Raw genomic sequence first — 26,795 nt, forward strand, 5'->3', positions numbered from 1 at the left:
CACCCGGATCGCAAGAGCGATCCGACCTCTCCCTGCAAGCGGGGCGAGGTGAAGTGGCACCGTCCTAAAACGCTGCCGCCAGCTCCCGCGCGCCGGCATTGTTGCTGTTCGAGTCCATCCGCGTAGCCGTCACCGCGAGCAGCTTCGCCACCGTGTTGTGGCGGATGGCGACCGGGTTGCGCTCGTAGCCGCCGCGCTGGAAGAAGTTCGAGGTCGGCACCTGCTCGCGCATCGCCTGCGGCATCGTCACCATGTCGAGGCCGGTGCCGTCGCCGGTGAGGTTCATCATCTCGAGCTCGGCGGCGGTGAGCGGACGGGCGTAGCCCTTGGCGCGCGCGAACAGCACCGAGGTCAGGAGCTTGTGGGTCTGCAGCATCGGCCCGATGTCGATGTCGAGCACCATCGCATGCATGGCCCAGCCCTGCGCGGTGTCGCCGATCTTCTCGTGCTCCGACCAGGTGTCCGGCACCGACTTCGCATGGGCCACCATCTTCTTCAGAACGCCGAGCTTGTGCTCGAGCGACTGACGCGCCGGCCCTGAGGTGCGCGCCACCTTGTCGGAGAGCGCGCGAATGAACTCATGGCCCTGCTCGGCCAGCAGCTCGACGCTGTTGGTGGTGAGCAGCTGGTTGTAGCCCATCGCGGTCGAGATCGCGCGCTTGCCGCCATGCTCGATGCCTGCCTGCACGTCGTAATTGCCGGTGCCGCCGGTCTCGAACGAATAGACCCGCACCGCCTGCTCGCGCGTGAGCCCGGAGGCGAGCGCGTAGCGCGCATAGGCGCGCTTGAACTCGACCTCGTTGGCCGGACGCTGCGGCGTGAACTGATAGAGATCCTGTGCGGCGCGCAGGAGATCGGAAGCCACCGGCAGCGGCTTGCGCGTGGGGCGCTCCGGCGTTTCCTCGGGCTCCGGATTCACCGGCCGCTTCGGCCCGGTGTAGACCGGCGGCTGGTCCAGCACATAATCGTCGAGCGTGATCTGCTGCCCGCTGCGCCGCTTGGCGTTGCGGCCTTTCCGCTTCTCCGAGACCTGGCTCCAATAGGCGCCGGCCTCGGCATCGAACGCGCCGCGGATCTGCTGATACTCGGCGAGCTTGCGGCGATATTCGAGCACCGCCGGCGATGCGCCGCCGCTTTGCGCAAAAAACTGCGACAGGAGCTGTGCGTTGGCATTGCTGACGGCTGATGGCAGCGCGTCGGACTCGCCGCCGCGTGCGGCGGGGATGAGCAGGACCAGCGCGAGTGGAACCAGCGCGAGCTTTGTTCGAATCGAATGATGCATGCTGCCCTCTTAGCAGGCATCCGGTAACCGTCACGTTAACGCGCCGTTTACCATCACTTCCAGGCAAAAACCGGCTGTTCCAGGTCGGTGACGCGGGTCTGCCGCCCCGCCAGCACCTCGCGGAACTGGTAGATCAGCGCCGCCGTCGGCGCGTGGATCAGGCTCATCTGGTGATGGAAGCGAATCACGCGACGGCTGCTTTCGGGGATATCCGTGAAGTCGAAGGCGTCGTCGCGCTCGATCGTGTCGAGCGCGATGCGATGGACGGAGGCGACCTCGTCCGGATTCGGCGTGATCGCATTGCTCTCGGCAGCCCAGATCACGACCGGCGTGATCAGATAGCCGGAGCGCGTCGGATAGTCATCAAGCAGACCGAGCACGGCGTCGGCTGGAAGTTTGAGTGCGAGCTCCTCATCGAGCTCGCGCAGCGCCGCCTCGACCGGCGTCTCGCCGGCATCGCAGCGTCCGCCCGGCAACGCCCACTGGCCGCGATGGGAGCGCAAACTCGATGCGCGCCTGGTCAGCAGAAACGCCGTGTCGTCACCGTCATGAGATGCGGTCAGCGCCAGCACCACCGCGGCGCGCTTCAGTGTCGAGGGCTCGGCCGCATCGGGCAGCCGCGCGAATGAAGCGCAAGCGTCTGCGATATTCCGTCTGGTGGCATCGCCGAAAGCTCTCATGATGCTTGACTACACCAGGACCGCGCTCGATGAAACGAGGAGAGATCAAGCGCTGCAAGGATGGACGGAGCGATGACCAGCAAGACCGCCGCAAAGCTCAAATCAGACGGCTGGACCATCCTTGAGACCACGGGCTTCATGCATCTGGTCGGCCCGTTGTGGGAGCGCAAGGTCGACGGCCGATATGAATTCGCACTCGCCACCGAAGACAAGCACCACAACCGCCGCGGCATGGTCCAGGGCGGCGTGATGATGACCTTCGCCGACCGCACCTGCGGCATGACCGCCCGCTACGTCTCCGGCAAGGAGTACATGGCGACGGTGCAGCTCGACACCCATTTCGTCGAGGCCGGCCAGATCGGCGACATCCTGATCTCCCGCCCCCGCGTGGTGCGCGCGACCCGCAGCCTGATCTTCATGAGCACCGAAGTGAGCGTAGATGACCGCTGCGTGGTGATGGCGAATGGTGTGTTCAAGATTTTGAAGGGGCCGGCATAGGCGCCCCACTCGTCATTGCGAGCGCAGCGACTTGTCCGCCGAAGCCTCGGCGAAGGCGGAAGCAATCCAGGCTGTTTCCGCAGACGCATTTCTGGATTGCTTCGCTGCGCTCGCAATGACGGGAGTAGCTGGCTATGCTGCTCCCCAGCTCAGCCCTAAGGAAACAGCCCCATGCAATACCGCCAACTCGGCCGCTCCGGCCTCAAGGTCTCGCCGATTTGTCTGGGCACCATGATGTTCGGCGGCCCGACGGATGAAGCGGCATCAACGCGGATCATTGCCAAGGCGCATGAGGCCGGCATCAACTTCATCGACACCGCGGACGCCTATTCGAAGGGCGGCTCCGAGGAGGTCGTGGGCCGCGCGATCGGCAACAACCGTCACGCCTGGGTGCTCGCGACGAAACTCGCCAATCCCATGGGTGATGATCCCAATCGCGTCGGGCTGTCGCGGCGCTGGGTGTTGCAGGCGGCCGAGGAGAGCCTGAAGCGGCTCGGCACCGACCACATCGACATCTATTATCTGCACAAGGAAGACCACACGACGCCGCTGGAAGAGACGGTGCGCGCGATGGGCGATCTGATCCGCGCCGGCAAGATCCGCTATTTCGGCGTCTCCAACTACCGCGCCTGGCGCGTCGCCGAGATCTGCAACATCTGCGACCGGCTCGGCATCGACCGTCCCGTGGCGAGCCAGCCCTATTACAACGCGATGAACCGCATGCCCGAGGTCGAGCACTTTCCGGCCTGCGCCAATTACGGCCTCGGCATCGTGCCCTATAGCCCGCTGGCGCGCGGCGTGCTCACCGGCAAGTACAAGCCGGACGCAGCCCCCGACAAGGAAACGCGCGCCGGCCGCAATGACACCCGCATGATGCAGACGGAATGGCGGCCGGAATCGCTCCAGCTCGCACAGGAGATCAAGAGCCACGCCGAGAAGAACGGCATCACCGCCGGCCAGTTCGCGGTGGCCTGGGTGCTCAACTCAGCCTTCGTCTCGTCGATCGTCGCAGGTCCGCGCACCGAGGAGCAGTGGGACGGCTATATCCGCGCGCTCGACTACCGCTTCGCCGCGGATGACGAGGCCCTGATCGACCGCCTGGTCGTGCCCGGCCATCCGTCGACGCCGGGCTACAACGACCCGGCCTATCCGATCGAAGGACGCCGCGCGCGGACGGCCTGAAGGCTCGGAGACAACGATGGCGCTTGAAGACCGCTACGGCCTGCCGCTCTCCACCACCTCCGATCAGGCCGCGTCCGCCTATCGCGAAGGCGTCGACCTCATGCTCGCCGGCTGGACCGGCACGGCGGAGACGCTGGAGCGCGCGATCGCGGCCGATCCGGATTTCGCGCTGGCCCACATCGCCCGCGCCCGCGTGCATGCGTTCTACCAGCAGGGCGACCTCGCGCGGAGCAAGGCCACCTTGGCGCGCAAGCTCGTCGCGAAACGCGGTACGGAGCGCGAGCGCTCGCATGTCGAGACGCTGGCGCTTGCGATCGAGGGCCGGCTGCCCGAGGCCATCGCGGCGATGTCGGAGCACATCGAGAGCTGGCCGCGCGATGCCGTGGTGCTGTCGCTACCGCTCGGCGCGTTCGGCCTGTTCGCCTTCTCCGGCATGGCCGATCACGACCGTGCCCGGCACGAGCTTTGCGAACGTGTCGCGCATCATTATGGCGAGGACTGGTGGTTTCTCACCATGTCCGGCTGGGCGATGACCGAGAATGGCAACGTCGCCCGTGGCCGTGCGGTCACCGAGCGCGGCTTCAATCTGCGCCGGGCCAACGCCCACGCCGCACACGCGGTGCTGCACGCGATGTTCGAGGATGGCTCGATCGAGGCGGCCGACCGTCTCGTCGACGAGTGGCTTCCGACTTATGACCGCGCCGGCATCCTGCACGGCCATATTCTCTGGCACCAGGCGCTCGGCGCGCTGGAGCATGGTGATGCGGCCCGCGCGCTCAAAATCTATGACGACGTGCTGCAGCCCTCCGCCACACAGGCACCGCCGCTCAACGTCATCACCGACAGTGCCTCGCTGCTCTGGCGTTTGTCGGCCTACGGCCACGCGGTGCCAAAGGCGCTCTGGGTCGAGGCCGACGCCACCGCGCAAAAACTGTTCCCGAAATCGAGCCTGCCCTTCGCCGACGTCCATATGGCGTTGTTTGCAGCCGCGACGCAAAATCGCGAGGCGCTTTCCGCGCGCCTTGGCGTGATCGAGCAGCGCCTTGCCGACGGCAAGCTGCCGGCCGGCCCCGTGGTGCCCGCGATCTGCCGCGCGCTGGCGGCCTTCGCGGATGAGGATTACGCCGCCTGCGTGCGCGAGCTCGCGCCTGTCCTCACTGAGGTCGTGCGCATCGGCGGCAGCCACGCCCAGCGCGAGCTGATCGAGGACACATTCCTCGTGGCCCTGATGCGCAGCGGCGAGCTGCCGCGCGCCCGCAGCCTGCTCGATGCCCGCCTGCACCGCCGCCCGTCCCTGCGCGATACGCGCTGGCAGGCGGCGATGGGCTAGCTCTGCCACGAAAAAAACACCGGTCTGGCGGCAAGTGCCTGCCGGGACGGGTTGGGGTTGATCGGGGCGAATCGCCGATGGGTGGCGCGGTGGTATTCCAGTCGGGATTGGCGGAGCAAACGGGATCGCAACCAATTTGCGATTCGATGGTTATTGGGCGGAACTCTCGCCGCTCCGTGGCCCCCTGGCACATGAGTCTGACGATGCGCCTCCGCCGACCGGTCCTGGCTGCAATCCTGGTCTCCCTAGCAAGTCCTTGTTTTGCCGGGTCTTCCAGCCCGATCCCGGTGAACAATCCGCCTGCCCGGCTGAGTTCTTTCATCGACATGCTGGCGCTGATGTCGGGTCATTGCAAAACGCTGAAGGTTGCCGGGCGCCCCTTTGCCTGCAAGACCGTGGCCTTCGCCCATGACGACAAGGGCAGGGTCAATTTCGCGGTCGCCGTCGACGATCCCTCCGACGAGAACCACGTCGTGTCGTTCTCCGGCGAGAACGGCAAGCGGGCCGACGACAATTCCTACGAGCTGCCGATCGACCGCATGCTGCTCAACTCCAAGAATCGGCCGAAGGTCGACGGCCTGCCGGTGCCGGCGGAGCAAACCTCCATCGGCAGCTGTCGCCAGACCGGCAATTTCGCAGCCAAGAAGGTCAACGACGTCACCTGCTCTGCGACCGACAACGAGGGCCGCACATACGAGCTGCTGTTCGTCTCCGACGGCAAGCCTGTGAGCGTGCGCCGTATCCGGCAGTCATCACCGTCGATCCAGGATCCGTTCAAGTAACGGCCATCAAGAAAACGCCTTCTCCAGCGTCGCGAAGATCACCGCAAGCGACTTGTCGTGGCGGGTCACGGCCGGCACCGGGCGGTCGACCTTCATCAGTTGATAGACCGCGGTCTGTGCCGCGCGCACCGAATATTCGACGGTGAAGACGACGTCGTCAGGAATCTCGACGAACTGGCTGACAAAGGCGAGGTTCACCGAATTCGCGGGCACCGGCAACGGCCGGTCGGTGACCTTGCGCGGCATGAACATGCTGGTGATGTAGGGCATGCGGCAGGGAATGCAGGTCGCATCGTCGAACACGGCGCGGTCGAAGTTCAGATGGCCGCAGAGCTCCATCAATATGTCGGCGCCACCGCAATCCGACATCGGCTTGGCAATGAAATTACCAAGGCGATCGGGATGCAACGCGTAGCCCCAGAATACCTGGACGTTCCTCGGTTGGCCGGCGAAGTGCGGCTGATGATAGAGCACGACCGACATCAGCCAGTTCGAATCCTTGAACGTCACCAATCCACCCGTGCCGGCTTTGTTGCCCGAAAATGCCTCCATCTGGTCGAAGAAGCGTGGGTCGCGGCACGTGACGGTGAAGGACAGCCAGTAGGATTCGGGAATCGAGGCGTTGAAGGCAGAAGGATTGCCGAATTCGGGACGTCCCTTGGCGATCGTCTCCCAGAGCGCCCAGTCCTGGCTGTCGGCCTTGGTCAGATGCACCGGCGGCTCGGTCATCGAACCGAGGCTCGAGGCATCCGTCATCGAGCCGTTCTGGAAGAACACGAGGTCGCGGTCCTCGAGGCGGACATTGGCGGTGCGGCCATCGCGATCGAGCATGAGTTGGCGCACCCGCAACTTCTCACCTTCTTGCTCGAACGCCATGTTGGTGACGCGGGCCCCCCGGACAAACTGCACGCGCTGCTGCTTCAGCCAGTCCTCGAGCGGCCGCACAATCGAGTCATATTGATTGTAGACTGTGCGCTTGACGCCGCCGAGCGTCTCGATGCGCGGGAATTCATTGATGAAGCGGTGCAGATAGCGCTTCAGCTCGACCGCACTGTGCCATGGCTGGAACGCGAAGGTGGTCTGCCACATGTACCAGAAATTGGATTCGAAGAATCCCGGCGACAGCCAGTCGGTGATGCGGCTGGCACCGAGCGTCTCTTCGGAGGCCTCCGCCAGCCGCAATAGCTCGAGCCGGTCGCGGGCGGTGAAGCCCATGTGCGAGACGTCCACTTTGAAGCGGTTGCGATCAACCAGGCGTGCGCGCGAGTGCGCGGGATTCTCCGTGTTGAACGCCACAGTCTCATCGCGCACGCTGTGTCCCGGGCGTTCGAGCGAGGGAATGTCCGACAGCAGATCCCAAGTGCATTCGTAATGGTCGGTGGTGAGCATGCGCCCACCGCGCAACGAGTAGGCGCCGCTGTCGAGCAGCGCACCGTCGAGGCTGCCGCCCACCAGCGGCTGCGCTTCGTAGATCATGATGTCCCGTCCCGCGAACTTCGCGTCACGAATCAGGAATGCTGCGCCCGCGAGCGATCCGATGCCGCCGCCGATGAAATGTGCCTTCATGCCTTGCCTCGATTGCCGTCCGACTATCGGCGCGACATTGCACCGGCGAGCGACGATGAAGGTTGCGCTGGATCAAGCGCGGCCGTGGCCGTGTTTCAAATCGAAGTGAGCGCTCGCGTCTTGCGGCCAATAGGCCAGCCATGTCATGGAGTTCTCCCGCGACGGCATCGATTCCCCTCTCGGAGCCACCATGACGCGCGATCGCCTGTTTTTGCTGCGCCCCAATTTCGAGGATCCGGCCTATCCGGGCCGACGCTTCTATTGCTGGCATTGCGCGCTGATCGAGGGCGTGCTCGCCTCATTTCCGGCGCTGGCCGAGAGGCTCGACGTCGAACGCATCGCCTGGCCGAAGCCGCGGCAGGAGGTGATCGCGCTGGCCGGCGAGGAGAACCAGTCGCTGCCGCTGCTCGTGCTCGCGATTGGGGCGACCTCGCCGCACCAGACCGGCAGCCATCACGGGCGCGCCTTGATCGCCGACAAGGACGCCATCCTCGCCGCGCTGTCCGAGCGGCACGGCTTTCCCGATCCGCATCCGTGAGAGGTTTCTCTGCGTAAGGTAGGCCAAGGTGCGAAGCGCCGTGCCCACCTTCTTGATCCCGCCGTGTGAGTGGTGGGCACGCTTCGCTTTGCCCACCCTACGGCACCGTGTCATGCGTCGTCTCGAAACGAGGGAAGATTGACATTGCGTCGGTCAGCGATCGCCTCGCATACTCCACAAAGCTCCGGAATCCGCACGCCATGCCCAATCTTCTCCCCGCCCTCATCGTCGTCGACGTCCAGCGCGCATTCGACGAATGGGAGGCGGCGGGCAAGCGGCGCAATAATCCGGATGCGGTGGCGCGCATTGTTGACCTGCTCGCGGCGTTCAGGGCGAACGGCGCGCCGATCTTCCACATCCGCCACGAAGGCACCAAGCCGAACTCGACGTTTTTGCCCTCGCGCACCGGTTACGCCGTCAAGGACGAGGCGCGCGAGCTGGCCGGCGAGGTCGTGATCGTCAAGCGCGTCAACAGCGCCTTCATCGGTACCGACCTCGAAACGCGCCTGCGCGCAAGCGACATCGCCACACTCGTGATCTGCGGCGCCACCACCAATCATTGCGTGGAGACGACGACGCGAATGGCCGGCAATCTCGGCTTCGACGCAAGGCTCGTGCGCGACGCAACCTGGACATTCGATCGCGTCGGCCCCGACGGCGACACGCATTCGGCCGAATCAATTCACGCGATGACGCTGTCGAACCTGAACGGTGAATTCGCCCGCATCGTGACTGCGAACGACGTGATCAGCTCGCTCGCAGGGGTGCGACAATAAATCTCAGCGCGTTTTCCGCGTTGATTGTCTGCGTCGTTTCGACGCCCGCACTCGCCGGAACGCGGCAAACACCCATCTGTTGTCACTCGACATCTCAACTGGAGTGATGACATGAAGTATCTCTTTGTCGCGATGGCCATCGGTGCTGTGGCACTCACCGCGTCCACGGCCAACGCGGCTGGCGGCGGCAAGGCCAAGCCCGACGCGCAAATTGGCCAGTCAACCGACATCAGCGCGCAGCACAGGCACCGCCATTACGGCCATCGTCATCACCGCTGGTACCCTCACCACGGCGGCTACTACCGTCCGCACTATCGCAGCTACGGCTACTATCCACGGCACCAGGGCTATTACGGCGGCGGGCCGTACGGTTACTATGGTGGCGGCGGCCCCGGCGTGACGTTCGGCTTCAGCGGCAATCGCTGGTGAGCCCAGAGGCCCGCAGAGATGCGGGCCTTTCTCAACCCTGCAAGATGAGGCGAGCCGTCTCCCGGCCGCTCGCGAGCGCAGCCTCGACCGTTCCCATGTCGCGGCCGCGATAGAGCGCCTCGCCGGAGAACAGCACGGGGCCATCGGCGCGCGCGAGAATTTCCTGCGCAGCCCGCGTCTGCGGCGTCGCCCACGAATAGGCACCGCGGGCAAAGCGATCATGCGCCCAGTTGGCGGCTTCCGACGCCACGAGGTCGCGTACGAGATCATCGCGTGACAGGCTGAAGATCGTGGCGAGCGAATCGATGCCGGCGTCGATCAGCCCTTGGGAATCAAGATGCGACAGCTCTGCCGTGCGCGGCCCGCCGAACCAGCCAGTCAGCACGGGATGCTCGGATGGATTCTGCGTCCACCACACCGGGATCGTCTCATCCGACAGCAGGAAGGTGAGATCAGCGAGATCCGCCGCCCTGTCGCGCCACCATGGCCGGCTGAAGCGCAACAGGATCTTGATGACATTGCCGAAGCCGATGTCGGCTGCCGCAGCCGCCTTTTCGCGCGCGGCTTGCGGCAGCGCGATCTCGCGCAATAGCGGCAGCGGCACGGTGAGGATCACCTTGTCACAGGCGAACGTCTCGCCGCCCGCGCAACGGACCGCAACGGTGGCGCCTTCTTCGATCGCCACCACCTCACAATTGAGCCGGATCACAACGCCATGCTTGCGGCATTCGGCCGCCAGAAACGCAATCAACGCGCCGTAGCCGCCGACGACGCGCCCCTGCGTGTGAAGTCCGCCCTCCATCCACTCCTCACGCAAGGCCAGCGTCGAGGCGCGCTCGGGGTCGGCGGCGTCGTAGCCTTCGACCATCCGTTCGATCGTGTGCCGCATCTGCCCATATTTGTCGCCTGCAAAATGTCGGCGCAGGAACTCGGCGACGGTGAGGTCGTCCTTCAGGTCCCTCAGCGCCGCATGAAGCTCGGCCTCATGGGGATTGTCCCGGCCCTCACGCGAGAGTTTTGTGCCGTCAAAGCTCCGTTGCGTGCCCTCGATGGCCTGCACCGACAGCCCCGCCTTGCTCAGCAGATCGCGCGTGACCGGCGCCTCGCCATGAACGAACTCGGCGCCGCCGTCGGCGGGATAGCCGAACTCCGATGCCGGCAGCGGATGGATGCGTCCGCCGCAGCGGTCGCGCGCCTCCAGGATCGTGACCCGTTTGGCGGCGCGCGCAAGCTCGCGCGCCGCCATCAGGCCGGCCGCGCCCGCGCCGACGATGACGATATGCTCTGACGTATCAGACATTGCCGTTGCTTATTGGCCCGCGGCGTCGTTCTGGATCAGGTAGCGCAGCAACAGTACGCCGCCGCCGAGCTGCCGCGTGCTCTCCAGCGTCATCGCGGTCAGCGGCGCGCGCTTGTCGCCGTCGGCGTCGGTCGAATCGAACACGAACGGGGCACCCCTGGCGCCGTCGATCGCGGGGCTGAGGATCAGGTTGAATTCGTCGATCAGGCCGGCGCGCAGGAACGCGCCATTGGCGACGCCGCCACCCTCCACCAGCAGGCGCTTGACGCCAAGCTCGCGATTGAGGATCTCGACCGCCGATGCGAGGTCGATCTCCGACTTTCCGGCGAAGATATAAGACACGCCCTCGCCGCGCAGGCCGGCGAGATGCGAATCCGGCACGCTCTCGGTGAGCACCACGACGATCGGATCGCCGCCGATGTCCGAGCGGCCCCAGCCGATCTTGCCGTGCGCGTCGAGCACCACGCCATAGGTTTTCGCATCGCGCCGCGCAAACCAGTTCTCGCGCGGGAGTTTTTCGCTCGGCGTGGCGGGATAGGGCTTGCCCTTGGCGAACTCCGAGCCGGTGACGCGGCCGATCACCCAGGCATCGCCGCCGAGCTCGTCATGGATTGTCTCGAACCAGTCGGTGCCGGCCCCCTTCGGACGCCAGCGGCTCGGATGGGTGCGGCCGTCGAGGCTCGAGTGCATCAAACAGATAACATAGGGCTTCATGCAAATTCTCCGAACCGGCTTCTCAGGCCGGCTTATCGTTCTTGGCCCGATCGTTCACGATCACCGCGAGCGGATTGAGTTTTGGCGGCGCAACCAGCTTGAGCGTGTTGCTGTCATGATGATTGAACGGCGCACCGCGGACGAACAACTCGGTCGCGATCTGATAGCTCCAGCTGCCATCGTCGTTGAAGGTGATGTCGCAGCGGTAACTGTCGGTGCGGAAGGCTTGTTCCAGGAAGTCGGTCGAGCAGATGCCGTAAGCGGTGTCGCCACGCTTCGCCGTGACGGAAATCTTTTTGTCATCTGGCTTGGCCAGGCCGGAGGCCAGCAGCACCTGCCCGCGCGGGATTGCCAGCGTCTGCATGATCAGCCCGGTCGCGGCCTCCCACAGCCAATAGCCGACCTGGTCGTGGAAGGTGATGTCTTCCTCGGGCGTGTTGATGTGGATGTGATAGCGCAGTCCGTAAAGCAGCTGCGGCCCGTTGGCCTGCGGATCGATCGGGTCCATCCGGATGTGCTCGATGAAGGTCCGCCGCTCCGGCCCCTCCGCCTTCGGATTGATATCGATGCCCTTGTTCGCCTGCCAGGTGCCGGCGAGCCGGCGGAGCGGCCCGAGATTGGCAAGACTGTCGGGCGAGACGTCCTCGGGCTCGGTGAAGATGTCGGCGGGAATGGGGAGCATGGCGACCTCGCATCGTTACGCGGAGCAGCAATAGCACAAGGGCGGCACGAATCGAGTGGAATGGAACCGGAAGATTGCCTGCGCGTTATGAGCTCTTGAGTACGAGTCCTCGATGTCAGGGCTCGAATGGGCAAGGATGCCCGTGTCACGCGTCGCGAGGGGGTCCGGTGCTGTCGGAGAAAGCTGTTCGGCAGTCAACTGATGTGGGCTTCCCCGCCGATGGCGGCGAGTTGGGTGCCACGATGCGTGCGCTCGACTGGTCGGACTCGCCGCTCGGCCCTCCCAGCCAATGGTCACAGGCCCTGAAAACGACGGTCAGCATGCTGCTGGCCGCGCAAGCCCAGATCGTCCTGTTCTGGGGTCCGGAATTCGTCGCGCTCTACAACGACGCCTACGCTCCCGGCATCGGCACAAAACATCCCCGCGCCCTCGGCCGGCCCGCAATCGAAAACTGGGGCGAGCTTTGGGACGATCTCGAACCGCTGCTGGCCGGCGTGCGCAACACGAGACAGACATTCGCCGCCAAGGATCGCCCCTTCTATATCGAACGTCACGGCTACGGCGAGACCAGCTATTGGGACGTCTCCTATTCGGCCGTGCCTGAGGATGATGGCTCGGTCGGCGGCGTGCTCTGCATCGTGTCCGACACCACCGAGCGCGTGCTCGGCGAGAGCCGGCTGCGGGCGAGCGAGGCGCGGTACAGGGAGCTGACCACGACGCTCGAGCAGCGCGTCGCCGAACGCACCACTGAGCGTCATTTGCTCGCCACCATCGTGGAGACCACCGACGGGCAGATCCAGGCGCTCGATCTCGACTATCGCTGGCTCGCCATCAACGCATCCTGTGCGGACGCCTATCAGCGCATCTACGGCAAGCGGCCGAAGGTCGGCGATTCCCTGCACGAATTCCTGGCCGACCGGCCCGAGCATCTCGCCGCAGCCACGGCGATCTGGGGCCGCGCTCTTGCCGGCGAAGCCTTCACCAACATCGAGGAATTCGGCGATCCCCGTTTCGATCGCCGTGTCTACGAGATGAAGTTCGAGACGCTATTTGCCCCGGACGGCAAGCGGATCGGCGCGTTCCTGACCGGGACGGACGTGACGGATCGTCTGGAGGAGCAGGCGCGGCTCGCACAGGCCGAGGAGGCGCTGCGTCAGGCCCAGAAAATGGAGGCGATGGGCCAGCTCACCGGCGGTGTCGCGCATGATTTCAACAATCTGCTGACGCCGATCGTCGGCCTGCTCGACATGTTTCAGCGCAAGGGCATCGGCGGCGAACGCGAGCATCGGCTGATCGCCGGCGCCGCCCAGGCCGCCGAGCGCGCCAAGACGCTGGTGCAGCGCCTTCTTGCTTTCGCCCGCCGGCAACCGCTTCAGGCTGTCCCCGTCAATATCAGTCGGCTCGTCACCGACATGGGCCAGCTGATCTCCAGCACGACCGGACCGCAGATCCAGGTGACGGTGGACACGCCGGAAGGGCTTCCCGAGGCCATGGCCGATCCCAACCAGATCGAGATGGCGATCCTGAACCTCAGCGTGAACGCGCGCGACGCCATGCCCGACGGCGGAAGCTTGCGCATCTCCGCCAAGGCCCGGACGATAGAGAGTGCGCACGGCTCTCAACTCGCGCCCGGCACCTATGTCTGCATCTCGGTCGCTGACAACGGCATCGGCATGAACGAGGAGACGCTGGCCCACGCCGTCGAGCCGTTCTTCTCGACCAAAGGCATCGGACAAGGCACCGGCCTCGGCCTGTCGATGGTCCACGGTCTTGCCTCCCAGCTCGGCGGCGCGCTGACGATCAAGAGCGCCGTGGGGTCGGGCACCACGGTGGAGTTGTGGCTGCCGGTCAGCCACGCCGTCGCGGGCGCGATCGATGCCGTCACGCAGCCCAAACTGCGACCACTGCCTGTCGGCACGGCACTGCTGGTGGACGACGAGCCGCTGGTGCGCATGAGCACCGCCGAGATGCTGAGCGAGCTCGGCTACAGGGTCGTCGAATCCGGCTCCGCGGAGGACGCGCTCCAGCGCGTCAAAGACGGCCTGCGGCCCAACCTGCTGATCACGGATCACCTGATGCCCGGCATGAGCGGAACGGATCTCGGGCTGGCACTGCGCAACCAATATCCGGAGCTCCAGATCCTCGTCGTCTCAGGCTACGCCAACAACGAAGGCATCACGCCGGATTTGTCGCGGCTGACAAAACCGTTCCGGAGCGATGAGCTCGCGGCGAGTTTGGCGAACCTCGCGAAGGTGGGACGGTAGGGGTAGTTAGCCCGCATCGTTATCCCTGACCATGCTCCAAGAGCAACCGGGACCTTTTCGGTGTGAAACACATCACACGCTGTAGCTGCATTCTGCGTTAAAAGCTCGGGCGTAAAGCCAGCACTGCTGCCCGCTGCACATGAGCCATTCGCAACGGTTCCAGCTCATCCCAGGGAGGAGTTGCCATGACAGTTGTATTGAAGGTTGGAAAGATCAGCGCTCTCACCGCCATTACCAAGATCGTTTCTGGTCACGCTCCGGCGCTACGTCAGACACTTCAGGGGCTCACCGCCGCAAACGGCGGTAAAATCTCGTCTCTCGGAACCATCCATATCGTGCGTTGGGTCATCTTCGATGACGACACGCGTTTATTGTTTGCGACGAATTTTGACGGCGACGTGGAAGACTATATGCGCGATTTTGCCGAGCGGGCCCCCGATGGAATCGACGCGATCTGGGGCCATTGCGAAGGATATCCGGGAGCGCGCGATTATCCAAAGCTGCGTGATTATATTCTCGGAAGCGCCATCGAAACCACCGGTTATTATTGCGCCTATCCGAACTCTACCGTCGCTGACATCAACAAGGCGCTGGATTGGAAGGCCAAGTTCGACACGTTCCTTGACCAGATCGGTTGACGGGAATGGCTGCCCAATCCGCAGCCGGCGACCTGGATCGGAACGATATCCAGGGGATGGCGATGCGGCCGTATCGCTTCCCGTTTGCGCACTATCATCTGCTGAACGTGAGCGACCAGGCGCGAGCCCGGCGATGGTTCAGTGGTGTCGCCGGGCGATGCACCAGTGTGGCGGGTCTGGACGCATCGCCTTCGCCGCAGGCTTTCAACGTCGCCCTCTCGTGGCAAGGTCTGTCGGCGATAGGTCTACCAGAGGCCAGCTTGCTGAGCTTCCCACAGGAATTCCAGCAGGGAATGGCTGCGCGCGCTGATCGGCTCGGCGATGTCGGCGATAATGCACCGACGCGGTGGGACGCACCGTTCAACGAAAGAGTGCACGCGCTCGTCGTGGTGAGTGCGATGACATCAGCGGATCGCGACACCGCTTCGACAGCATTGCTGTCTGATTTGCGCGATAACGGCTTGACCGCCGTAGGTGCCATCGATGCGAAACTATTGGCCGGGCAAGATGGCAGGCCTGTTCCAATCGAGCACTTTGGCTATCGTGACGGAATTACGCAACCAGCCATCGAAGGCAGTGGGGAGCCCGTCCTGCCCGGCGCGGGCATTCCGGAGGCAGGTGGTTGGCGAGCCCTGAAGGCTGGTGAGTTCGTACTCGGGCGGCCCGATGAGACCGGTGCAGTCCCTGACTTGCCCAGCCCGACCAGTCTTAGTGGCAACGGCACCTTCGTGGTGTTGCGCAAGCTACACCAGCATGTCTGGGCTTTCCGGGATTTTCTGCGGCGCTCTGCCACGAATGAAGCCGACGTCGCGCTGCTGGCGGCGAAGCTGATGGGACGCTGGCAAAGTGGCGCACCGCTGGCCTTGACAGCAGATCAGGACGACGCAGCGCTCGCCGCGGATCCGAAGCGAAATAATGAATTTACGTACCTCGACGACTTGCGGGGAATGAACTGCCCGTTGGGGGCACACGTGCGGCGCCTCAATCCGCGCTCGGGGCTGACGGGCCCGAATGGCACATCCGTCCATCGGCATCGGCTGCTGCGCCAGGGTTTGCCCTACGGATCGCGCCTGCCTGCGGATGCGGCTGCCGATGACGGCGCCGAGCGCGGCGCCATCATGTTGCTGGTGAACGCCGACATCGCGCGTCAATTCGAATTCGTTCAGAAGGTCTGGATCAACGACGGTGACTTCGCTGGCCTCGGGAATGACAAGGATCCGATGATCGGCGGCAATGACGGAAGCGGAAGCTTCACGATCCCTCGCGCCGGAGCGCCGCGGCGTCGATTGCCCAATCTGCCGGCATTCGTGAGTACACGCGGCGGAGAGTACTTCTTCCTGCCGGGCATCGCCGCGCTGCGATCCCTGGCGGACACAGCCTCATGATCGATTCAGGCTGAGTTCTTCAACCGCCTGCCAGGGAGAACAAAATGGCGTGGAAACCGAATTCAATCGTCGCCTCGCTGGCCCTGCTCTTCTCGGTTCTTGTTGCCGCGGTCATCGTGGTCGCGGGAGTGGTGGGCTACCCCTATGTCTCCAAGGTCTATGACGGGATCATGGTGAAGTTGCCGGAGTATCCGGTCGCCCAGAAGACCCGCTGGCTCGACCAGAACTGGACGGACAAGCGCGAATGGGTTCACCACGCGGATCAAGGGACGGCGACTTTCCACATCCCTTACGAATGGTTCATGGCCCTTGAACAGCCGGTCTTGTCGCTGACGTCGGCGGGACTTTTGAGCGACCCCACTTATCTCGATCGTTTCGGATTCATTCCCGATCCGTCGGATCCCAAGCTCGGATTGCCTATAGGCATGGCGCGCGGCAAGGCGATGGTCGACGCCACCGCAAAGCCCTGGAAGAATCCACGGGCCCCGTACAATGACATGACGCGGATCGGGCTGACCTGCGCGGCGTGCCACACCGGACGATTCACCTACCAGGGGACCGAACTGCTGGTCGACGGCGGCCCGGCGCTTACGGATCTCGGCAAGTTCCGCACCGCACTTGGCCTCTCGCTGGCGTTCACGCGCTTCGTTCCGTTCCGCTTCGATCGGTTTGCCGAAAAGGTGATCGGAGCAGACCCAAGCGAAGTGGAAAAGACTCAGTTGCTCGCGCAACTCGACAAGATCCTGGCGCAGGGCAAGGGGCTCGCCGAGCTCGACACCGTGGTTGCTCCACAAAGCGTCGTCGAGGGGTTCGGCAGACTCGACGCGTTGAACCGCATCGGCAACGAGGTCTTTGCGGTCGACCTCAAGATTCCCGCCAACTATGCCGCCACATCGGCGCCCGTGCATTTCCCGCGCATCTGGGACGCCTCATGGTTCGATTGGGTCCAGTACAACGCATCGATCGAACAACCCATGGTGCGTAACGTCGGTGAAGCCATGGGCGTGTCCGCGATGATCAATCTGACAAGCGTGCAGGGCGGGCTTTTCAATTCAGGCGTCGAAATTGTGAACCTGGACAGGATCGAGAAATCGTTGGCCGGCGAGCAGCCGAATGAAAGCACAGGCTTCACAGGATTGAGGTCGCCACAATGGCCTTCCGAGCTTCCTCCGATCGACAAGAAGCTCGCCGGGCAAGGTGAGGCACTCTACAAGGAGCACTGTCAGGCATGCCACCTGCCGCCGGTGAGCAGTGCCGACTTCTGGAAGTCCGATCGCTGGTCGCTGCCAGACAAGCGGACGGAGGAGCGTTATCCAGGCGAGCGTTATCTTCGCGTCGAGGTCGTCCCGTTCGCGCATATCGGCACGGACCGAGCGCAGGCCCAGGATATGTTCGATCGCAAGGTCACGGTTCCGCGGGAGCTCGATATTTCGTCCGACAGTTTCGGCCAAGCGCTCGGTGCAGTCACCGAAAAGACCATCAAGCATTGGTATGACGGCCAGACGCCACCGGTTGCGCCAGAAAAGCGCGAGGAGATGAACGGATACCGGGATAACGGCATCCAGGCTCCGCTGGGCTACAAGGCGCGTCCGCTCGACGGGATATGGGCAACGCCGCCGTATCTGCACAACGGCTCGGTGCCCAATCTATATGCCCTGTTGTCGCCCGTCGCGGAGCGACCGACGAAATTCTACCTGGGAAACCGCGAATATGACGTGGTCAATGTCGGATATCGCTATGACAAGTTGGAGAACGGGTTCGAGCTCGATACGAGGCTTCGTGGCAATACCAACTCCGGGCACGAGTTCAACGGCGATGGGACAAAGCAAAATGAAAAGGACGGCGTGATCGGGCGCCTTTTGACGCCGCAGGAGCGGCGGGCGCTGGTCGAATTTCTGAAGACAATGTGAAAACCGAACACACTGTCGCCAAAACGGCCGTCGATCCCCGGGGCAGCCGCTGACGGTCACCGAGTTCACAATGTTCGACCGCTCGGTGCACAAGGGGGTGGGGTCGTCAGCTTCGCCAAAATCAAGTGAGATTGTGCAGCTTGATACGCCCTGCATACGCGGCGCCGCCGTCTGCCGCAGTTTTAGTCAAACGGCGCGCTCGCATGGCAGTGGATTCGCGGCGGCAAGAGCACGAGACCCATCATCATCGCGAAAGCGGCGCCCCAATGGGCGACCCAAGTGCTGGTGCTCGACGCTCCCATTGCGTCGCGGCCTCACGGTGCTAAGACCTTGAGGAGTGAGACTTGCCTCATGGGCTGCGCCACCGTCAGCGGCGACGCGGTTCCTAAAGTGACTTTCAAGCGACGATTTTTCAGTTGAGTGGTTTGGAATGCAACAGGCTTCGGTCGAAAAATTCTCGGATCTTATCGGCGGTATCTATGATTGTGTGATCGCACCTGAACGCTGGGCCGGAATTCTGGACGAGATATGTACCGAGTTCGGCTTTGCCACCGGCGCGCTTTCGGTGGCCAGCCTTGCCAACATGAAGGCCGTCGTCAATGCAGTCTCAGGAAGCGACCTGACCCAGATGTCTCAGAACGCGATCGGCTACGGGCCCGACATCATCGAGCTCTGGGGCGGCGCCGAACGCATTCAACAATACCCGCTCGGAGAACCCATCGTTCAATCCCAGGCCGTCCGGCGGGACATCGTTTCCAGCAATCGCTATTATCGTGAATGGGCCATGCCCAAGGGCCTGTTCGACGCCGTCGCCGTCGGCCTCGTGCGCGACCGGACGATGGTCGGCAACGCGATCTTCAGCCAGCATGAGTCCGCCGGCGCCATCGACGATGCGCAGCTCAGCGGCTTGCGCCTTCTCGCACCCCACATCCGCCGCGCCGTGACCATCAGCAATCTGTTCGACATGAAGACCGTCGAAGCCGAGACATTCTCCGCGACCGTGGAGGCCCTGACGGTCGGCGTCGTCCTGGTCGACGAGGAATCGAAGATCGTTCACACCAACGCAGCCGCCACCGCGATGCTTTCGGCCGGCGATCCGATTTTGACGCAACATGGCCGTATCGCGGTTCAGTCGGCGACGACGACCACCTCGTTGCAATCGGCTATCGCGCAGGCCGCAAAGGACGAGGCGGCGCTCGGCCAGAAAGGCATCGGCATCCCGATCCTTCGCGGAAGCGGCGACCCGCTCGTCATCCATGTTCTGCCGCTGCGACGCGGCCACATGCGGGCCGGCCTGATCCAGCGCGCTGCCGCCGCCCTGTTCGTGGCGTCAGCCTCCGGACCACCGCAGATGTCTCACGTCGCTCTCAACCAGCTCTACGATCTGACGCCGGCCGAAATTCGGATCTTCGAGCTGATCTGCGAGGGCCATACACGGGACGCGATCTCGGGACTGCTCGGCGTGTCCGTCGCCACCGTGAAGAGCCATCTGCTTCATGTGTTCGAGAAGACAGGCTGCCGCCGCCAGCTCGACCTGGTCAGGCTGGCAAAGTCGCTGACGTTTCCGGTGTGAGGCGGGCTCTCAAGCCGCTTCGGACGTCGATCCCGCACGCCGCTCAAGCACGCCGATCGTCGCGACCAGATTGTCGCGTCGTGCGCGAAGGTTCGCTGCGAGCGGCGGATAGGTCGGCTCTCGCGCGTCGAACACCCCAGCCCTAGCCTCTTCCTCGAGAATGTCGGTATTAAGCAGCCGGACGCGCCACCACAAATCTGCGATCAACGCGTCGAGCCGGAGCTCACCATCAGCACCAGAACGGGACACTTCCTGCATCACATGCCTCAACCTGAAACGGCCTCCTCACTGAGGCCTGGCTTTGGTGTTGACTGAGCAAGCGGAATGCCAGGAAACGGCGGGCGCGATCCGGTTCCGGATCAGCAACACGCCACGCCGTGCGCGGCTGAGCTGAAAAGTGGGGTTCCCGGCTCACAAGGTGGCCTGAAATAACAGGAGCGATGACCCGCGAAACGTCTCGTCCTAGCGCTTCGTCTTGGGAAGCACCATCCTGCCCTTTGAAGCAATGTCACCCCATTTGGCGGACCAGGTGACCTCCGGGGCAGAGGACCGCGCGATGCCCTTCTGATCCCACGCCCCCTGCAGCGCAAACAGGGCGCCCTGGGGATCGACACATCGCACGATCCAGCAACCATCGGGCAACTCGATCGGCTCCAGAAGAACCCGGCCCCCGCCTTCATGGACCCGCCGGGCTGCCGCGCCGACGTCGTCGACATTGAAGTAGTGGAGCCAACACGCCTGCAATACGCTCGGAAGCTTGGTGAGCATGCCGCCGATCGTCTGCCCGGCCACCGAAAACAATTCATACACGCTTGTCGGGTCGGCCTCAGTGGAGGCCTGTTGCCAGCCGAGAAGCTTGCCGTAAAACGGAAAGACCTTGCTTCGGTCTTCAGCCAGCAACTCATGCCAGCCCACGCGCCCGGGCTGGTCCAATCCGCTCTGTTGCGGTTGGCCATATGTCAGCCCGGTGACCAGCGCAAAATTCGCTCCTTGCGGATCGGCGACCACCGCGATGCGGCCGATGTTGCTATCGGTCGGCGAGACCAGGATCGCGCCCCCAAGCCGGCGGATCTGCGCGACCCGCGCATCCATGTCATCGACGGCGACGTAGCCGAGCCATCTCGGCGTTGCTCCCATTCGCACCCCTTCTTCGGGGAGATCCATGAGCCCGACGACCGGAGTGTCGCCTGCAGTCAGCAGCGTGTAGGCCAGTTCCGGGCTCGAGGCATCTTTCACAGCCCAGCCGACCACCCCGGCGTAAAAAGCAGCCGCCAACGGCATATCCGTCGTCAGAAGCTCATACCAAACGAAGCATCCGAGTTGATCGACCAAGCTAGTCTCCCCGTTCGGACGGACAGACGGTTGCGCACTGCATCATGCGCCGCAGCCCGGTGACATCGACAGGAATCTGAACAGGAATCTGGACAGGAATTTGCGGCAATGCCATTCATGAAGATGAATGTAATCTGAACGAGCGCCATTACATTTCGTGTTCACGTGAATCTTGCTCGCGTTGATTGCTCGGCGTACGATGATCGTAGAAGATCGTTCTTCGACCCATGGAGGATGCGGCCATGCAGCGACCGAAGCAAGCTTCGAAAAAGAAGCGAATGACCAAAGCTGCAGTACCGGCGCTCGGATTCGCCGGACTGACTTTTTCGCTGGCGGGAAGCGCGATGGCGTCCGCGGTGCCGGCAGACGAGCCTCAACAAAAACTGAATTTTACGCCCGGCCAGTTCAACGCGCTCAGCGAGGAAGAACTCGCCGACGTCAACCTCGCCACCTTCCACCTCGCCGGCGATGAAAAAACCTTCAGCGGCGTGCTGCTAGCGCGCGGATGCGGTGGCTGCAGAGGTTGCGGCGGTTGCAGAGGTTGCCGGGGCTGCGCGGGCTGCAGGGCCTGCCGCTGCGGCGTCGGTTGTGGCGTTGGCATTGGCTGCGCCGTTGTTGCGCCGGTGGCATGCACAGGGTGCTGCGCATCGTGGGGTCGCTGCCGCTGGTGCTAGGCGCTGGCGCTTCTTGACCAGACATCGACAGGTCGTAATTTCATTGGCCGGGTTCGCTAACGACCCGGCCGATTTGCTGTTGTCGCCACGGGGTTCGTTTCGCCGGCTCCTCAGCTTGCCGATGGCGAGCGAGTGTGTTCCAACTTATTCGAAGGCCGGTCGCACTCGGCGCACAAATCGGGCCGCGCCAGGCGGCCGTCGTGCGCCGGCAATCGGACATGACGGCAACAGGATCCGCGTGCTGACCCGATGACAGTCAAGCGAAAGAGCAGCGCTGCGAAGCAGACCCGCAAGGACATTTTGCGATTCGCACCCAACTTCACCGCCTATCTGCTTCCTCCCAATGCGGTCTGTCTCTATTCCGAGAACCGCAAGTTCTTCCTGCACGGCGAGCTCTATTGCGCCCTGGCGAGCGCAATCGGAAAGAACGGCAAGTCTGCGCCCGAAATCGTCCGCCAGCTTTCGAAGCGTTTTCCTGTCATCGAGATCGAGGAAGCGATCAGGCGGCTGCTGGAGCGCCGCTACGTCGTCAGCGCAGCATCGCACGCCTACGCAGGCGCCGTTGATGGTTATTGGGCAAGCCTCGGCCTGCCTCCGGAGGTCGCCGAAGAGAACCTGCGCCATTGGCCTGTGCGGGTCGAATCGATCGATGTCAAAGGCGCGGGCGAACTGAGCGCGGCGTTGAGCAGGCTCGGGGTTCACATCACCAAGCGATCGCCCAGGCTCATCATCACGCTCGTGAACGATTACCTCGAACAGCAGCTCGCTGAGGTGAACGGGGAGCGCGTCGCCGGCGGGACGCCCTGGCTGCTGGTGCAGCCGTCCGGCGTGTTTCCGCTGGTGGGACCTGTGTTCAGGCCGGGCGAGAGCGCCTGCTGGACCTGCCTGCACGATCGCATGATCCGCAATCGCGAGATCAAGGGATTTCTCGACCGCGGCGCGGCGCAAGCGGTCGCGATATCGCCGCTGGTCAGCGACACCGTAGGCGAGACCGCGATCCACTTCGCTGCTGTCGAAATCGCAAAGGCGGTCGCCTCCGGATTTCGTACCGATCTCAGCGATCACATCGCAAGCTTCGACCTGACCGGGGCTGCCATCGCCAAGCACTACGTCGCGAAGCGACCGCAATGCTCGACCTGCGGCAGCAAGAAGCTCAGGAATCCGCGGCGGGCAGCGGTGCCGATCGAGCTTGCCGAGGGCAGAAAGCTCGTCATGACCAGCGGCGGATATCGCACCGTGACGTCGCGAGCGACCGTGGCGCGGTTCCGCAAGCACGTCAGCCCACTGACCGGCGTGGTGTCGCGGCTCGAGCGGATCGAGGCCGACCTGCCGATGAACACCAATTTCTTCGCGCACCACAATTTCTCTGCGCCGGCCTGGAACATCGACCAGCTCAGGTCCGGCCTGAGCGGCGGCAGCTTCGGCAAGGGCTCGACCGCCGAGCAGGGCGAGGCCAGTGCGCTGATGGAGTCGATCGAGCGCTACTCCGGCATTTTCCAGGGTGACGAGATCAGGACGACGCGCCGCTTTGCCGATTTCGCTCCCGGTGACGCGCTTCTTCCCAACGACGTCCAGTTCTTCAGCGATGCGCAGTTTCAAAACAGGCATGTCCCGCTGCCGGACGATTCACATCCGGTTCCCGAGCCGTTCGATCCCGCGACCAGGACCGAATGGTCGCCGGTCTGGTCGTTACGCGACAAGCGTTTCAAATATCTTCCGACCGGCTTGCTGTATTTCTTCTATGGCGGCTTCCACACGGATTCCAACGGATGCGCGGCCGGCAACACCCGCGAGGAGGCCATCGTTCAAGGCTTCCTCGAGCTGGTCGAACGCGATGCCTACGCGATCTGGTGGTACAACCGCGTGCGGCGCGCCGAACTTGATCTCACGCAATTCGAGGATTCCTATGTGCGGGATCTCCAGAGCCAGTTTGCCGATGGGGGGCGCCGGCTCTGGGTGCTCGACATCACCAGCGATCTCGGCATTCCCTCCTATGTTGCGATCATGCACTGGATGCAGAACGGACACGAGAACATCGAGTTCGGGTCCGGCTCGCATTTCGATCGCCGTATCGCCTTGCTGCGTTCGCTCACCGAACTGACCCAGTTCATGTCGATCGGGATGATGGGCGGCGGAAGCGGTGAGAAGTCGACGCTTGACGGTGTCACGCCGCTGCGGCTGGACGATTATCCGTTCCTGATCCCGAGTGACAATCCGATTATCCCGCCCGCGCCTGGCATCACAGTTGCGGACAACACGCGCGACCAGGTCAATGCCTGCGTCGAGATCGCAACTCGCGCAGGATACGATTTCCTCGTGCTCGACCAGACCCGCCCCGACGTCGAGGTGCCCGTAGTCAGGGTGCTCGTCCCGGGCTTGCGGCATTTCTATCGCCGCTTCGGGCCCGGCCGGCTTTACGATGTCCCGGTGAAGCTTGGGCTCTTGGATCGCCCGCGACTGGAAAGCGAACTGACTCCGTTCCTGCCACACACCTGAAGGCTGGTCTCGTTGCGCGCTCCCCGGAAAAAGCCTACGAGGACAATAGCGCCAATCATCGCCGGCCGACTGAACGGCCGCTTCTCCCTTCACATGCAGGCCGACGGAAGCATTGCCGCGGTCTCGAACGACTATTCGGTTAGTCTCGGACAATTCAGTCCAGCGGCCATCGCTCGCGCAGGGCATCTCGCCATCGGCTTGCCGCTCGCCTCCCTTGCCGGCAAGAGCGCCCTCGCGCGACAGGTTCATGCTCTGGTGCGGCGACTGGCGCAGCATGGGCTGCTCGACTATCGCCTGTTCTCTCCCCGTGACGCGCAGGATTTGGTGGTGATCGAACCACAGATTTCCGACTACTGGCCGCAACGCGCAAAGCTGTCGAGCAGCGATACGGTCGCGTTGTCGCGCTTCGCTTATTTGCGCCGGCGCGGCAACGAGATGGTGCTGGAATCGCCGCGCGCCGGCGCGCTGTTCCGGATCTGCGATCCCGCCATCGCCGCCACGCTGGCGGCCCTGTCGCAGCCGCAACAGATCGGCAAGCTTCGCAAGCAGATGGCCTCCCTGAACCTCGATCTGCTCGGATTGCTGCTCGACAGCGAGATGCTGATCAGGCTCGATGCGAAAGACAGAGACGGCCCTGGGGCGAACGAACGCGACCGCAATCTCGCTCTCTGGGATTTCCACGACCTCGTGTTTCACGCGCGGAGCACGGAGGGCCGGCACGCCAATCCGGTCGGCGGCACCTACGCGCATGCGGGGGCTATTCCGCCGCTGCCAGCCGTGCGCCCGCCCTGGCCCGGCAAGACAATCTCGCTGCGCAAATTCGCGACGTCGGAGCCGGCGTCGCCCTTCGCAAAACTGTTGCGCGCGCGCCATTCAACACGGGATTTCGACGACCAGCATCCGGTCACGCTCGCCGAGCTCGCGCAGTTTCTCGACACCACCGCCCGCGTGCTGTCGGAATGGAAGAGCGGCGCAGATGCCGATAGTGGCCCGGAGGTCACCTACAGCTCGAGGCCGTATCCGGCGGCCGGCAGCGCGTATGAGCTGGAGCTGTACCTGACGGTCTCGAACTGCGAGGGGCTTGCGCGTGGACTGTATCACTACGACGCCGGCGGCCACGCCCTGGTCGCGATCGACGCCTCCGCCCAGCAACTCCGGGCGCTCTCGATGGCCGCCGAGTTCGCCATGGACGCATCCGGTCCGCCGCAGATCCTGATCACGATCGCCGCGCGCTTCGGGCGGATCTCCTGGAAATACTCTTCGATCGCCTATTCGCTGATCCTGAAAGACACTGGCTGCCTGCTCCAGACGTTCTACCTGGCCGCCACCGACATGGGCCTCAACGGCTGCGCCATCGGCACCAACAACATCGAGCTGTTTGCAAGAATGACGGGACTGGAATTCCACGTCGAGGGCCCAGTAGGGCAGTTTGCGCTGGGGCGTGGGAAGAAGGGGGCGGGGCCGGGATAGAAGGCCGCTAACAGCCGCACGGATCAATCGGTGACAATCGGCCCAAACGCCTCCCATCGATCGCCCGTGAAACGCATCATTCGGAACTCCTTGACCACGCGATAGTCGGTCGGGCCGGTGTTGACGGAGAGCCCCGGGAGCAGCAGATCAAGTTTCATGTTTTTCAGGCTCGTCGCTTGCGCCATGACATTCTCGCGCGAGAGATTGTCGCCGCATTGCTTCAGGACCTGCACCAGCAGCTCAGCGGCGCTATAGCCGTAGACCGTGAAGATGCTTTTCCGGTCGCCTCCCGGATAATAACCGTCCATGAAGGCGCTCCATCGCGTCATGCCTTCGTCATCACGCCAGGTCGGGTCATCGGCTTCCTTGAACGAGCTCGCCGAGATGATGCCCTTTGCGTTCTCGATGCCCGCGGGACTCAGGACCGCGTCGATCGAGGACGAGCCGACGCCAAGAAGGTGAACGGGCTTCCAATCAAGCTCCGCCATCTTTCTGATGACCTGGGCGGCGAATTTCGAGGCAGCCATGTTGACGAGGACGTCGACACCGGCCGCCTTGAGGCGCACGACCTGCGAGTCGACCGTCGAGTCCGACACATCGTATGAAACGTCACTAACGATGAGTTCGGCTGCTCTTGCGCCGAGCGCTTCCTTCAACCCGGTCAGATAATCCCTGCCGCTCTCATCGTTCTGATAGAGCAGGCCGATTCGGGCATTCGGATAGTTATCCAGGATGAAGCGCGCGTAAACGCGAACCTCCGTGCGCAGATTGGGAGCAAATCCCGTCGTCCAGGGGAAGTTGATCGGATCCTCGAAACGCGTCGACCGCCCGGCCACGAAAAGCTGAGGGATCTTGCGGTCATTGAGATATTTCTGGACCGCGATGTTCGAGGCATTGCCGAGCGTCTGGAATGTGAACAACACATCGTCGCTCTCTATGAGTTTGCGGACCTGCTCGACGGTCTTGGACGGCGTTGCCGCATCGTCGTAGGAAATCAAGGTGATCTTGCGTCCGTTGACGCCGCCATGATCGTTGATCATGCGGAAATAGGCTGCCTGCACCTTGCCGATCACGGAGGATGCCGAAAGCGGACCGCTATGGGGCATCGTCTGGCCGATCTTGATCTCAGTATCACCTGCGCCTGGACCATATTGACGATCACCGGCGAGCAAGGCGGGCGCGATGAAAAGTCCGGCCACAAGGATTGCCGCTCTGGCAGCATTCGTGCGCAAGCTCTTGCTCATCGCTGCAACCCATCGCTGGAGCGGTGCTCGTGGATCCGGGGCGCTGTTCA

24 protein-coding genes are annotated in these 26,795 nt (G+C 63.6%); 15 read left to right on the forward strand and 9 right to left on the reverse strand.

Features of this window, described 5'->3' with window-relative positions; all coding sequences use genetic code 11:
* Window positions 1–64: 64 nt before the first annotated feature.
* Complete coding sequence (locus tag FXB40_RS29615) at window positions 65–1,282, reverse strand: hypothetical protein (protein ID WP_148775647.1); 1,218 nt, start codon at window positions 1,280–1,282, stop codon at window positions 65–67.
* Between the two features lie 53 nt (window positions 1,283–1,335).
* Window positions 1,336–1,962, reverse strand: a complete 627-nt coding sequence (locus tag FXB40_RS29620) for an NUDIX hydrolase (RefSeq protein ID WP_187437231.1) — start codon at window positions 1,960–1,962, stop codon at window positions 1,336–1,338.
* A 72-nt stretch (window positions 1,963–2,034) separates the two neighbouring features.
* On the opposite strand from FXB40_RS29620, the gene FXB40_RS29625 reads away from it, so the two are divergent.
* From FXB40_RS29625 to FXB40_RS29640, 4 genes are all read left to right on the forward strand, one after another.
* Window positions 2,035–2,460 carry a PaaI family thioesterase gene (locus FXB40_RS29625; protein ID WP_187437232.1) on the forward strand — a complete coding sequence of 142 codons (426 nt, stop codon included), beginning with the start codon at window positions 2,035–2,037 and terminating at the stop codon, window positions 2,458–2,460.
* A gap of 171 nt (window positions 2,461–2,631) precedes the next feature.
* On the forward strand, window positions 2,632–3,642 hold the full coding sequence (locus FXB40_RS29630) for an aldo/keto reductase (protein ID WP_148775650.1): 1,011 nt from the start codon (window positions 2,632–2,634) through the stop codon (window positions 3,640–3,642).
* Window positions 3,643–3,658: 16 nt separating this feature from the next.
* Window positions 3,659–4,972 (forward strand): tetratricopeptide repeat protein, encoded by a 1,314-nt coding sequence (locus FXB40_RS29635; protein WP_148775651.1) that lies wholly within the window; start codon window positions 3,659–3,661, stop codon window positions 4,970–4,972.
* Window positions 4,973–5,175: 203 nt separating this feature from the next.
* Window positions 5,176–5,754, forward strand: coding sequence for a hypothetical protein (locus FXB40_RS29640; protein WP_148775652.1), 579 nt, complete (start codon window positions 5,176–5,178; stop codon window positions 5,752–5,754).
* A 6-nt stretch (window positions 5,755–5,760) separates the two neighbouring features.
* Here FXB40_RS29640 and FXB40_RS29645 read toward each other — a convergent pair whose 3' ends face one another.
* The gene (locus FXB40_RS29645) at window positions 5,761–7,347 is read right to left on the reverse strand and encodes an oleate hydratase (RefSeq protein ID WP_283812961.1); all 1,587 of its coding nucleotides are present in this window, start codon (window positions 7,345–7,347) and stop codon (window positions 5,761–5,763) included.
* A gap of 163 nt (window positions 7,348–7,510) precedes the next feature.
* Here FXB40_RS29645 and FXB40_RS29650 point away from each other — a divergent pair, with 163 nt between their 5' ends.
* The 3 genes from FXB40_RS29650 to FXB40_RS29660 all read left to right on the forward strand — a co-directional run bounded on the left by FXB40_RS29650 (window position 7,511) and on the right by FXB40_RS29660 (window position 9,063).
* A complete protein-coding gene (locus tag FXB40_RS29650; protein ID WP_148775654.1) occupies window positions 7,511–7,858 on the forward strand; it encodes a DUF3088 domain-containing protein in 348 nt (115 codons plus the stop codon).
* A gap of 200 nt (window positions 7,859–8,058) precedes the next feature.
* Complete coding sequence (locus FXB40_RS29655; protein WP_148775655.1) at window positions 8,059–8,634, forward strand: cysteine hydrolase family protein; 576 nt, start codon at window positions 8,059–8,061, stop codon at window positions 8,632–8,634.
* A 111-nt stretch (window positions 8,635–8,745) separates the two neighbouring features.
* Entirely contained in the window at window positions 8,746–9,063 is a 318-nt protein-coding gene (locus FXB40_RS29660; protein WP_148775656.1) for a hypothetical protein, read from the forward strand.
* 31 nt (window positions 9,064–9,094) lie between these two features.
* On the opposite strand, the gene FXB40_RS29665 is transcribed toward FXB40_RS29660, so the two are convergent.
* Genes FXB40_RS29665 through FXB40_RS29675 form a run of 3 tightly spaced genes read right to left on the reverse strand, consistent with a single transcriptional unit; the run spans window position 9,095 to window position 11,759 of the window.
* Window positions 9,095–10,363: a flavin monoamine oxidase family protein gene (locus FXB40_RS29665; protein ID WP_148775657.1), complete on the reverse strand. Its 1,269-nt coding sequence runs from the start codon at window positions 10,361–10,363 to the stop codon at window positions 9,095–9,097.
* Between the two features lie 9 nt (window positions 10,364–10,372).
* Window positions 10,373–11,077 carry a RibD family protein gene (locus FXB40_RS29670; protein WP_148775658.1) on the reverse strand — a complete coding sequence of 235 codons (705 nt, stop codon included), beginning with the start codon at window positions 11,075–11,077 and terminating at the stop codon, window positions 10,373–10,375.
* Window positions 11,078–11,099: 22 nt separating this feature from the next.
* Window positions 11,100–11,759 carry an FABP family protein gene (locus FXB40_RS29675; RefSeq protein ID WP_148775659.1) on the reverse strand — a complete coding sequence of 220 codons (660 nt, stop codon included), beginning with the start codon at window positions 11,757–11,759 and terminating at the stop codon, window positions 11,100–11,102.
* A 242-nt stretch (window positions 11,760–12,001) separates the two neighbouring features.
* On the opposite strand from FXB40_RS29675, the gene FXB40_RS29680 reads away from it, so the two are divergent.
* From FXB40_RS29680 to FXB40_RS29700, 5 genes are all read left to right on the forward strand, one after another.
* Window positions 12,002–14,023: a hybrid sensor histidine kinase/response regulator gene (locus tag FXB40_RS29680; protein ID WP_246208031.1), complete on the forward strand. Its 2,022-nt coding sequence runs from the start codon at window positions 12,002–12,004 to the stop codon at window positions 14,021–14,023.
* 185 nt (window positions 14,024–14,208) lie between these two features.
* Complete coding sequence (locus FXB40_RS29685) at window positions 14,209–14,661, forward strand: hypothetical protein (RefSeq protein WP_148775660.1); 453 nt, start codon at window positions 14,209–14,211, stop codon at window positions 14,659–14,661.
* A 5-nt stretch (window positions 14,662–14,666) separates the two neighbouring features.
* The gene (locus FXB40_RS29690; RefSeq protein WP_148775661.1) at window positions 14,667–16,046 is read left to right on the forward strand and encodes a Dyp-type peroxidase; all 1,380 of its coding nucleotides are present in this window, start codon (window positions 14,667–14,669) and stop codon (window positions 16,044–16,046) included.
* Window positions 16,047–16,090: 44 nt separating this feature from the next.
* Window positions 16,091–17,956 carry a di-heme-cytochrome C peroxidase gene (locus tag FXB40_RS29695; protein WP_148775662.1) on the forward strand — a complete coding sequence of 622 codons (1,866 nt, stop codon included), beginning with the start codon at window positions 16,091–16,093 and terminating at the stop codon, window positions 17,954–17,956.
* 430 nt (window positions 17,957–18,386) lie between these two features.
* Entirely contained in the window at window positions 18,387–19,529 is a 1,143-nt protein-coding gene (locus FXB40_RS29700) for a helix-turn-helix transcriptional regulator (RefSeq protein WP_148775663.1), read from the forward strand.
* 9 nt (window positions 19,530–19,538) lie between these two features.
* On the opposite strand, the gene FXB40_RS29705 is transcribed toward FXB40_RS29700, so the two are convergent.
* Both FXB40_RS29705 and FXB40_RS29710 read right to left on the reverse strand, forming a co-directional pair.
* Complete coding sequence (locus FXB40_RS29705) at window positions 19,539–19,787, reverse strand: hypothetical protein (protein WP_148775685.1); 249 nt, start codon at window positions 19,785–19,787, stop codon at window positions 19,539–19,541.
* Window positions 19,788–19,991: 204 nt separating this feature from the next.
* The gene (locus FXB40_RS29710) at window positions 19,992–20,861 is read right to left on the reverse strand and encodes a VOC family protein (protein ID WP_246208029.1); all 870 of its coding nucleotides are present in this window, start codon (window positions 20,859–20,861) and stop codon (window positions 19,992–19,994) included.
* A gap of 242 nt (window positions 20,862–21,103) precedes the next feature.
* Between FXB40_RS29710 and FXB40_RS29715 the strand changes: the two genes are divergently transcribed.
* The 3 genes from FXB40_RS29715 (at window position 21,104) to FXB40_RS29725 (ending at window position 25,501) form a co-directional block, all read left to right on the forward strand.
* Window positions 21,104–21,535, forward strand: coding sequence for a hypothetical protein (locus FXB40_RS29715; RefSeq protein WP_148775664.1), 432 nt, complete (start codon window positions 21,104–21,106; stop codon window positions 21,533–21,535).
* A gap of 249 nt (window positions 21,536–21,784) precedes the next feature.
* Window positions 21,785–24,031, forward strand: a complete 2,247-nt coding sequence (locus tag FXB40_RS29720) for a TOMM precursor leader peptide-binding protein (RefSeq protein ID WP_148775665.1) — start codon at window positions 21,785–21,787, stop codon at window positions 24,029–24,031.
* Between the two features lie 93 nt (window positions 24,032–24,124).
* Window positions 24,125–25,501: a SagB/ThcOx family dehydrogenase gene (locus FXB40_RS29725; protein ID WP_187437233.1), complete on the forward strand. Its 1,377-nt coding sequence runs from the start codon at window positions 24,125–24,127 to the stop codon at window positions 25,499–25,501.
* Window positions 25,502–25,524: 23 nt separating this feature from the next.
* On the opposite strand, the gene FXB40_RS29730 is transcribed toward FXB40_RS29725, so the two are convergent.
* Window positions 25,525–26,745 (reverse strand): ABC transporter substrate-binding protein, encoded by a 1,221-nt coding sequence (locus tag FXB40_RS29730; RefSeq protein ID WP_148775667.1) that lies wholly within the window; start codon window positions 26,743–26,745, stop codon window positions 25,525–25,527.
* Between the last annotated feature and the right edge of the window lie 50 nt (window positions 26,746–26,795).

The organism is Bradyrhizobium rifense (genome assembly GCF_008123425.1).
Lineage (GTDB): Bacteria > Pseudomonadota > Alphaproteobacteria > Rhizobiales > Xanthobacteraceae > Bradyrhizobium > Bradyrhizobium rifense.

Bases quoted from the DNA above. Each gene is read 5' to 3' on its own strand.
- FXB40_RS29615 (WP_148775647.1), bottom strand. From the start codon at position 1,282: ATGCATCATTCGATTCGAACAAAGCTCGCGCTGGTTCCACTCGCGCTG.
- FXB40_RS29620 (WP_187437231.1), bottom strand. From the start codon at position 1,962: ATGAGAGCTTTCGGCGATGCCACCAGACGGAATATCGCAGACGCTTGC.
- FXB40_RS29625 (WP_187437232.1), top strand. From the start codon at position 2,035: ATGACCAGCAAGACCGCCGCAAAGCTCAAATCAGACGGCTGGACCATC.
- FXB40_RS29630 (WP_148775650.1), top strand. From the start codon at position 2,632: ATGCAATACCGCCAACTCGGCCGCTCCGGCCTCAAGGTCTCGCCGATT.
- FXB40_RS29635 (WP_148775651.1), top strand. From the start codon at position 3,659: ATGGCGCTTGAAGACCGCTACGGCCTGCCGCTCTCCACCACCTCCGAT.
- FXB40_RS29640 (WP_148775652.1), top strand. From the start codon at position 5,176: ATGCGCCTCCGCCGACCGGTCCTGGCTGCAATCCTGGTCTCCCTAGCA.
- FXB40_RS29650 (WP_148775654.1), top strand. From the start codon at position 7,511: ATGACGCGCGATCGCCTGTTTTTGCTGCGCCCCAATTTCGAGGATCCG.
- FXB40_RS29655 (WP_148775655.1), top strand. From the start codon at position 8,059: ATGCCCAATCTTCTCCCCGCCCTCATCGTCGTCGACGTCCAGCGCGCA.
- FXB40_RS29660 (WP_148775656.1), top strand. From the start codon at position 8,746: ATGAAGTATCTCTTTGTCGCGATGGCCATCGGTGCTGTGGCACTCACC.
- FXB40_RS29665 (WP_148775657.1), bottom strand. From the start codon at position 10,363: ATGTCTGATACGTCAGAGCATATCGTCATCGTCGGCGCGGGCGCGGCC.
- FXB40_RS29670 (WP_148775658.1), bottom strand. From the start codon at position 11,077: ATGAAGCCCTATGTTATCTGTTTGATGCACTCGAGCCTCGACGGCCGC.
- FXB40_RS29675 (WP_148775659.1), bottom strand. From the start codon at position 11,759: ATGCTCCCCATTCCCGCCGACATCTTCACCGAGCCCGAGGACGTCTCG.
- FXB40_RS29680 (WP_246208031.1), top strand. From the start codon at position 12,002: ATGCGTGCGCTCGACTGGTCGGACTCGCCGCTCGGCCCTCCCAGCCAA.
- FXB40_RS29685 (WP_148775660.1), top strand. From the start codon at position 14,209: ATGACAGTTGTATTGAAGGTTGGAAAGATCAGCGCTCTCACCGCCATT.
- FXB40_RS29690 (WP_148775661.1), top strand. From the start codon at position 14,667: ATGGCTGCCCAATCCGCAGCCGGCGACCTGGATCGGAACGATATCCAG.
- FXB40_RS29695 (WP_148775662.1), top strand. From the start codon at position 16,091: ATGGCGTGGAAACCGAATTCAATCGTCGCCTCGCTGGCCCTGCTCTTC.
- FXB40_RS29700 (WP_148775663.1), top strand. From the start codon at position 18,387: ATGCAACAGGCTTCGGTCGAAAAATTCTCGGATCTTATCGGCGGTATC.
- FXB40_RS29705 (WP_148775685.1), bottom strand. From the start codon at position 19,787: ATGCAGGAAGTGTCCCGTTCTGGTGCTGATGGTGAGCTCCGGCTCGAC.
- FXB40_RS29715 (WP_148775664.1), top strand. From the start codon at position 21,104: ATGCAGCGACCGAAGCAAGCTTCGAAAAAGAAGCGAATGACCAAAGCT.
- FXB40_RS29720 (WP_148775665.1), top strand. From the start codon at position 21,785: ATGACAGTCAAGCGAAAGAGCAGCGCTGCGAAGCAGACCCGCAAGGAC.
- FXB40_RS29725 (WP_187437233.1), top strand. From the start codon at position 24,125: ATGCAGGCCGACGGAAGCATTGCCGCGGTCTCGAACGACTATTCGGTT.
- FXB40_RS29730 (WP_148775667.1), bottom strand. From the start codon at position 26,745: ATGAGCAAGAGCTTGCGCACGAATGCTGCCAGAGCGGCAATCCTTGTG.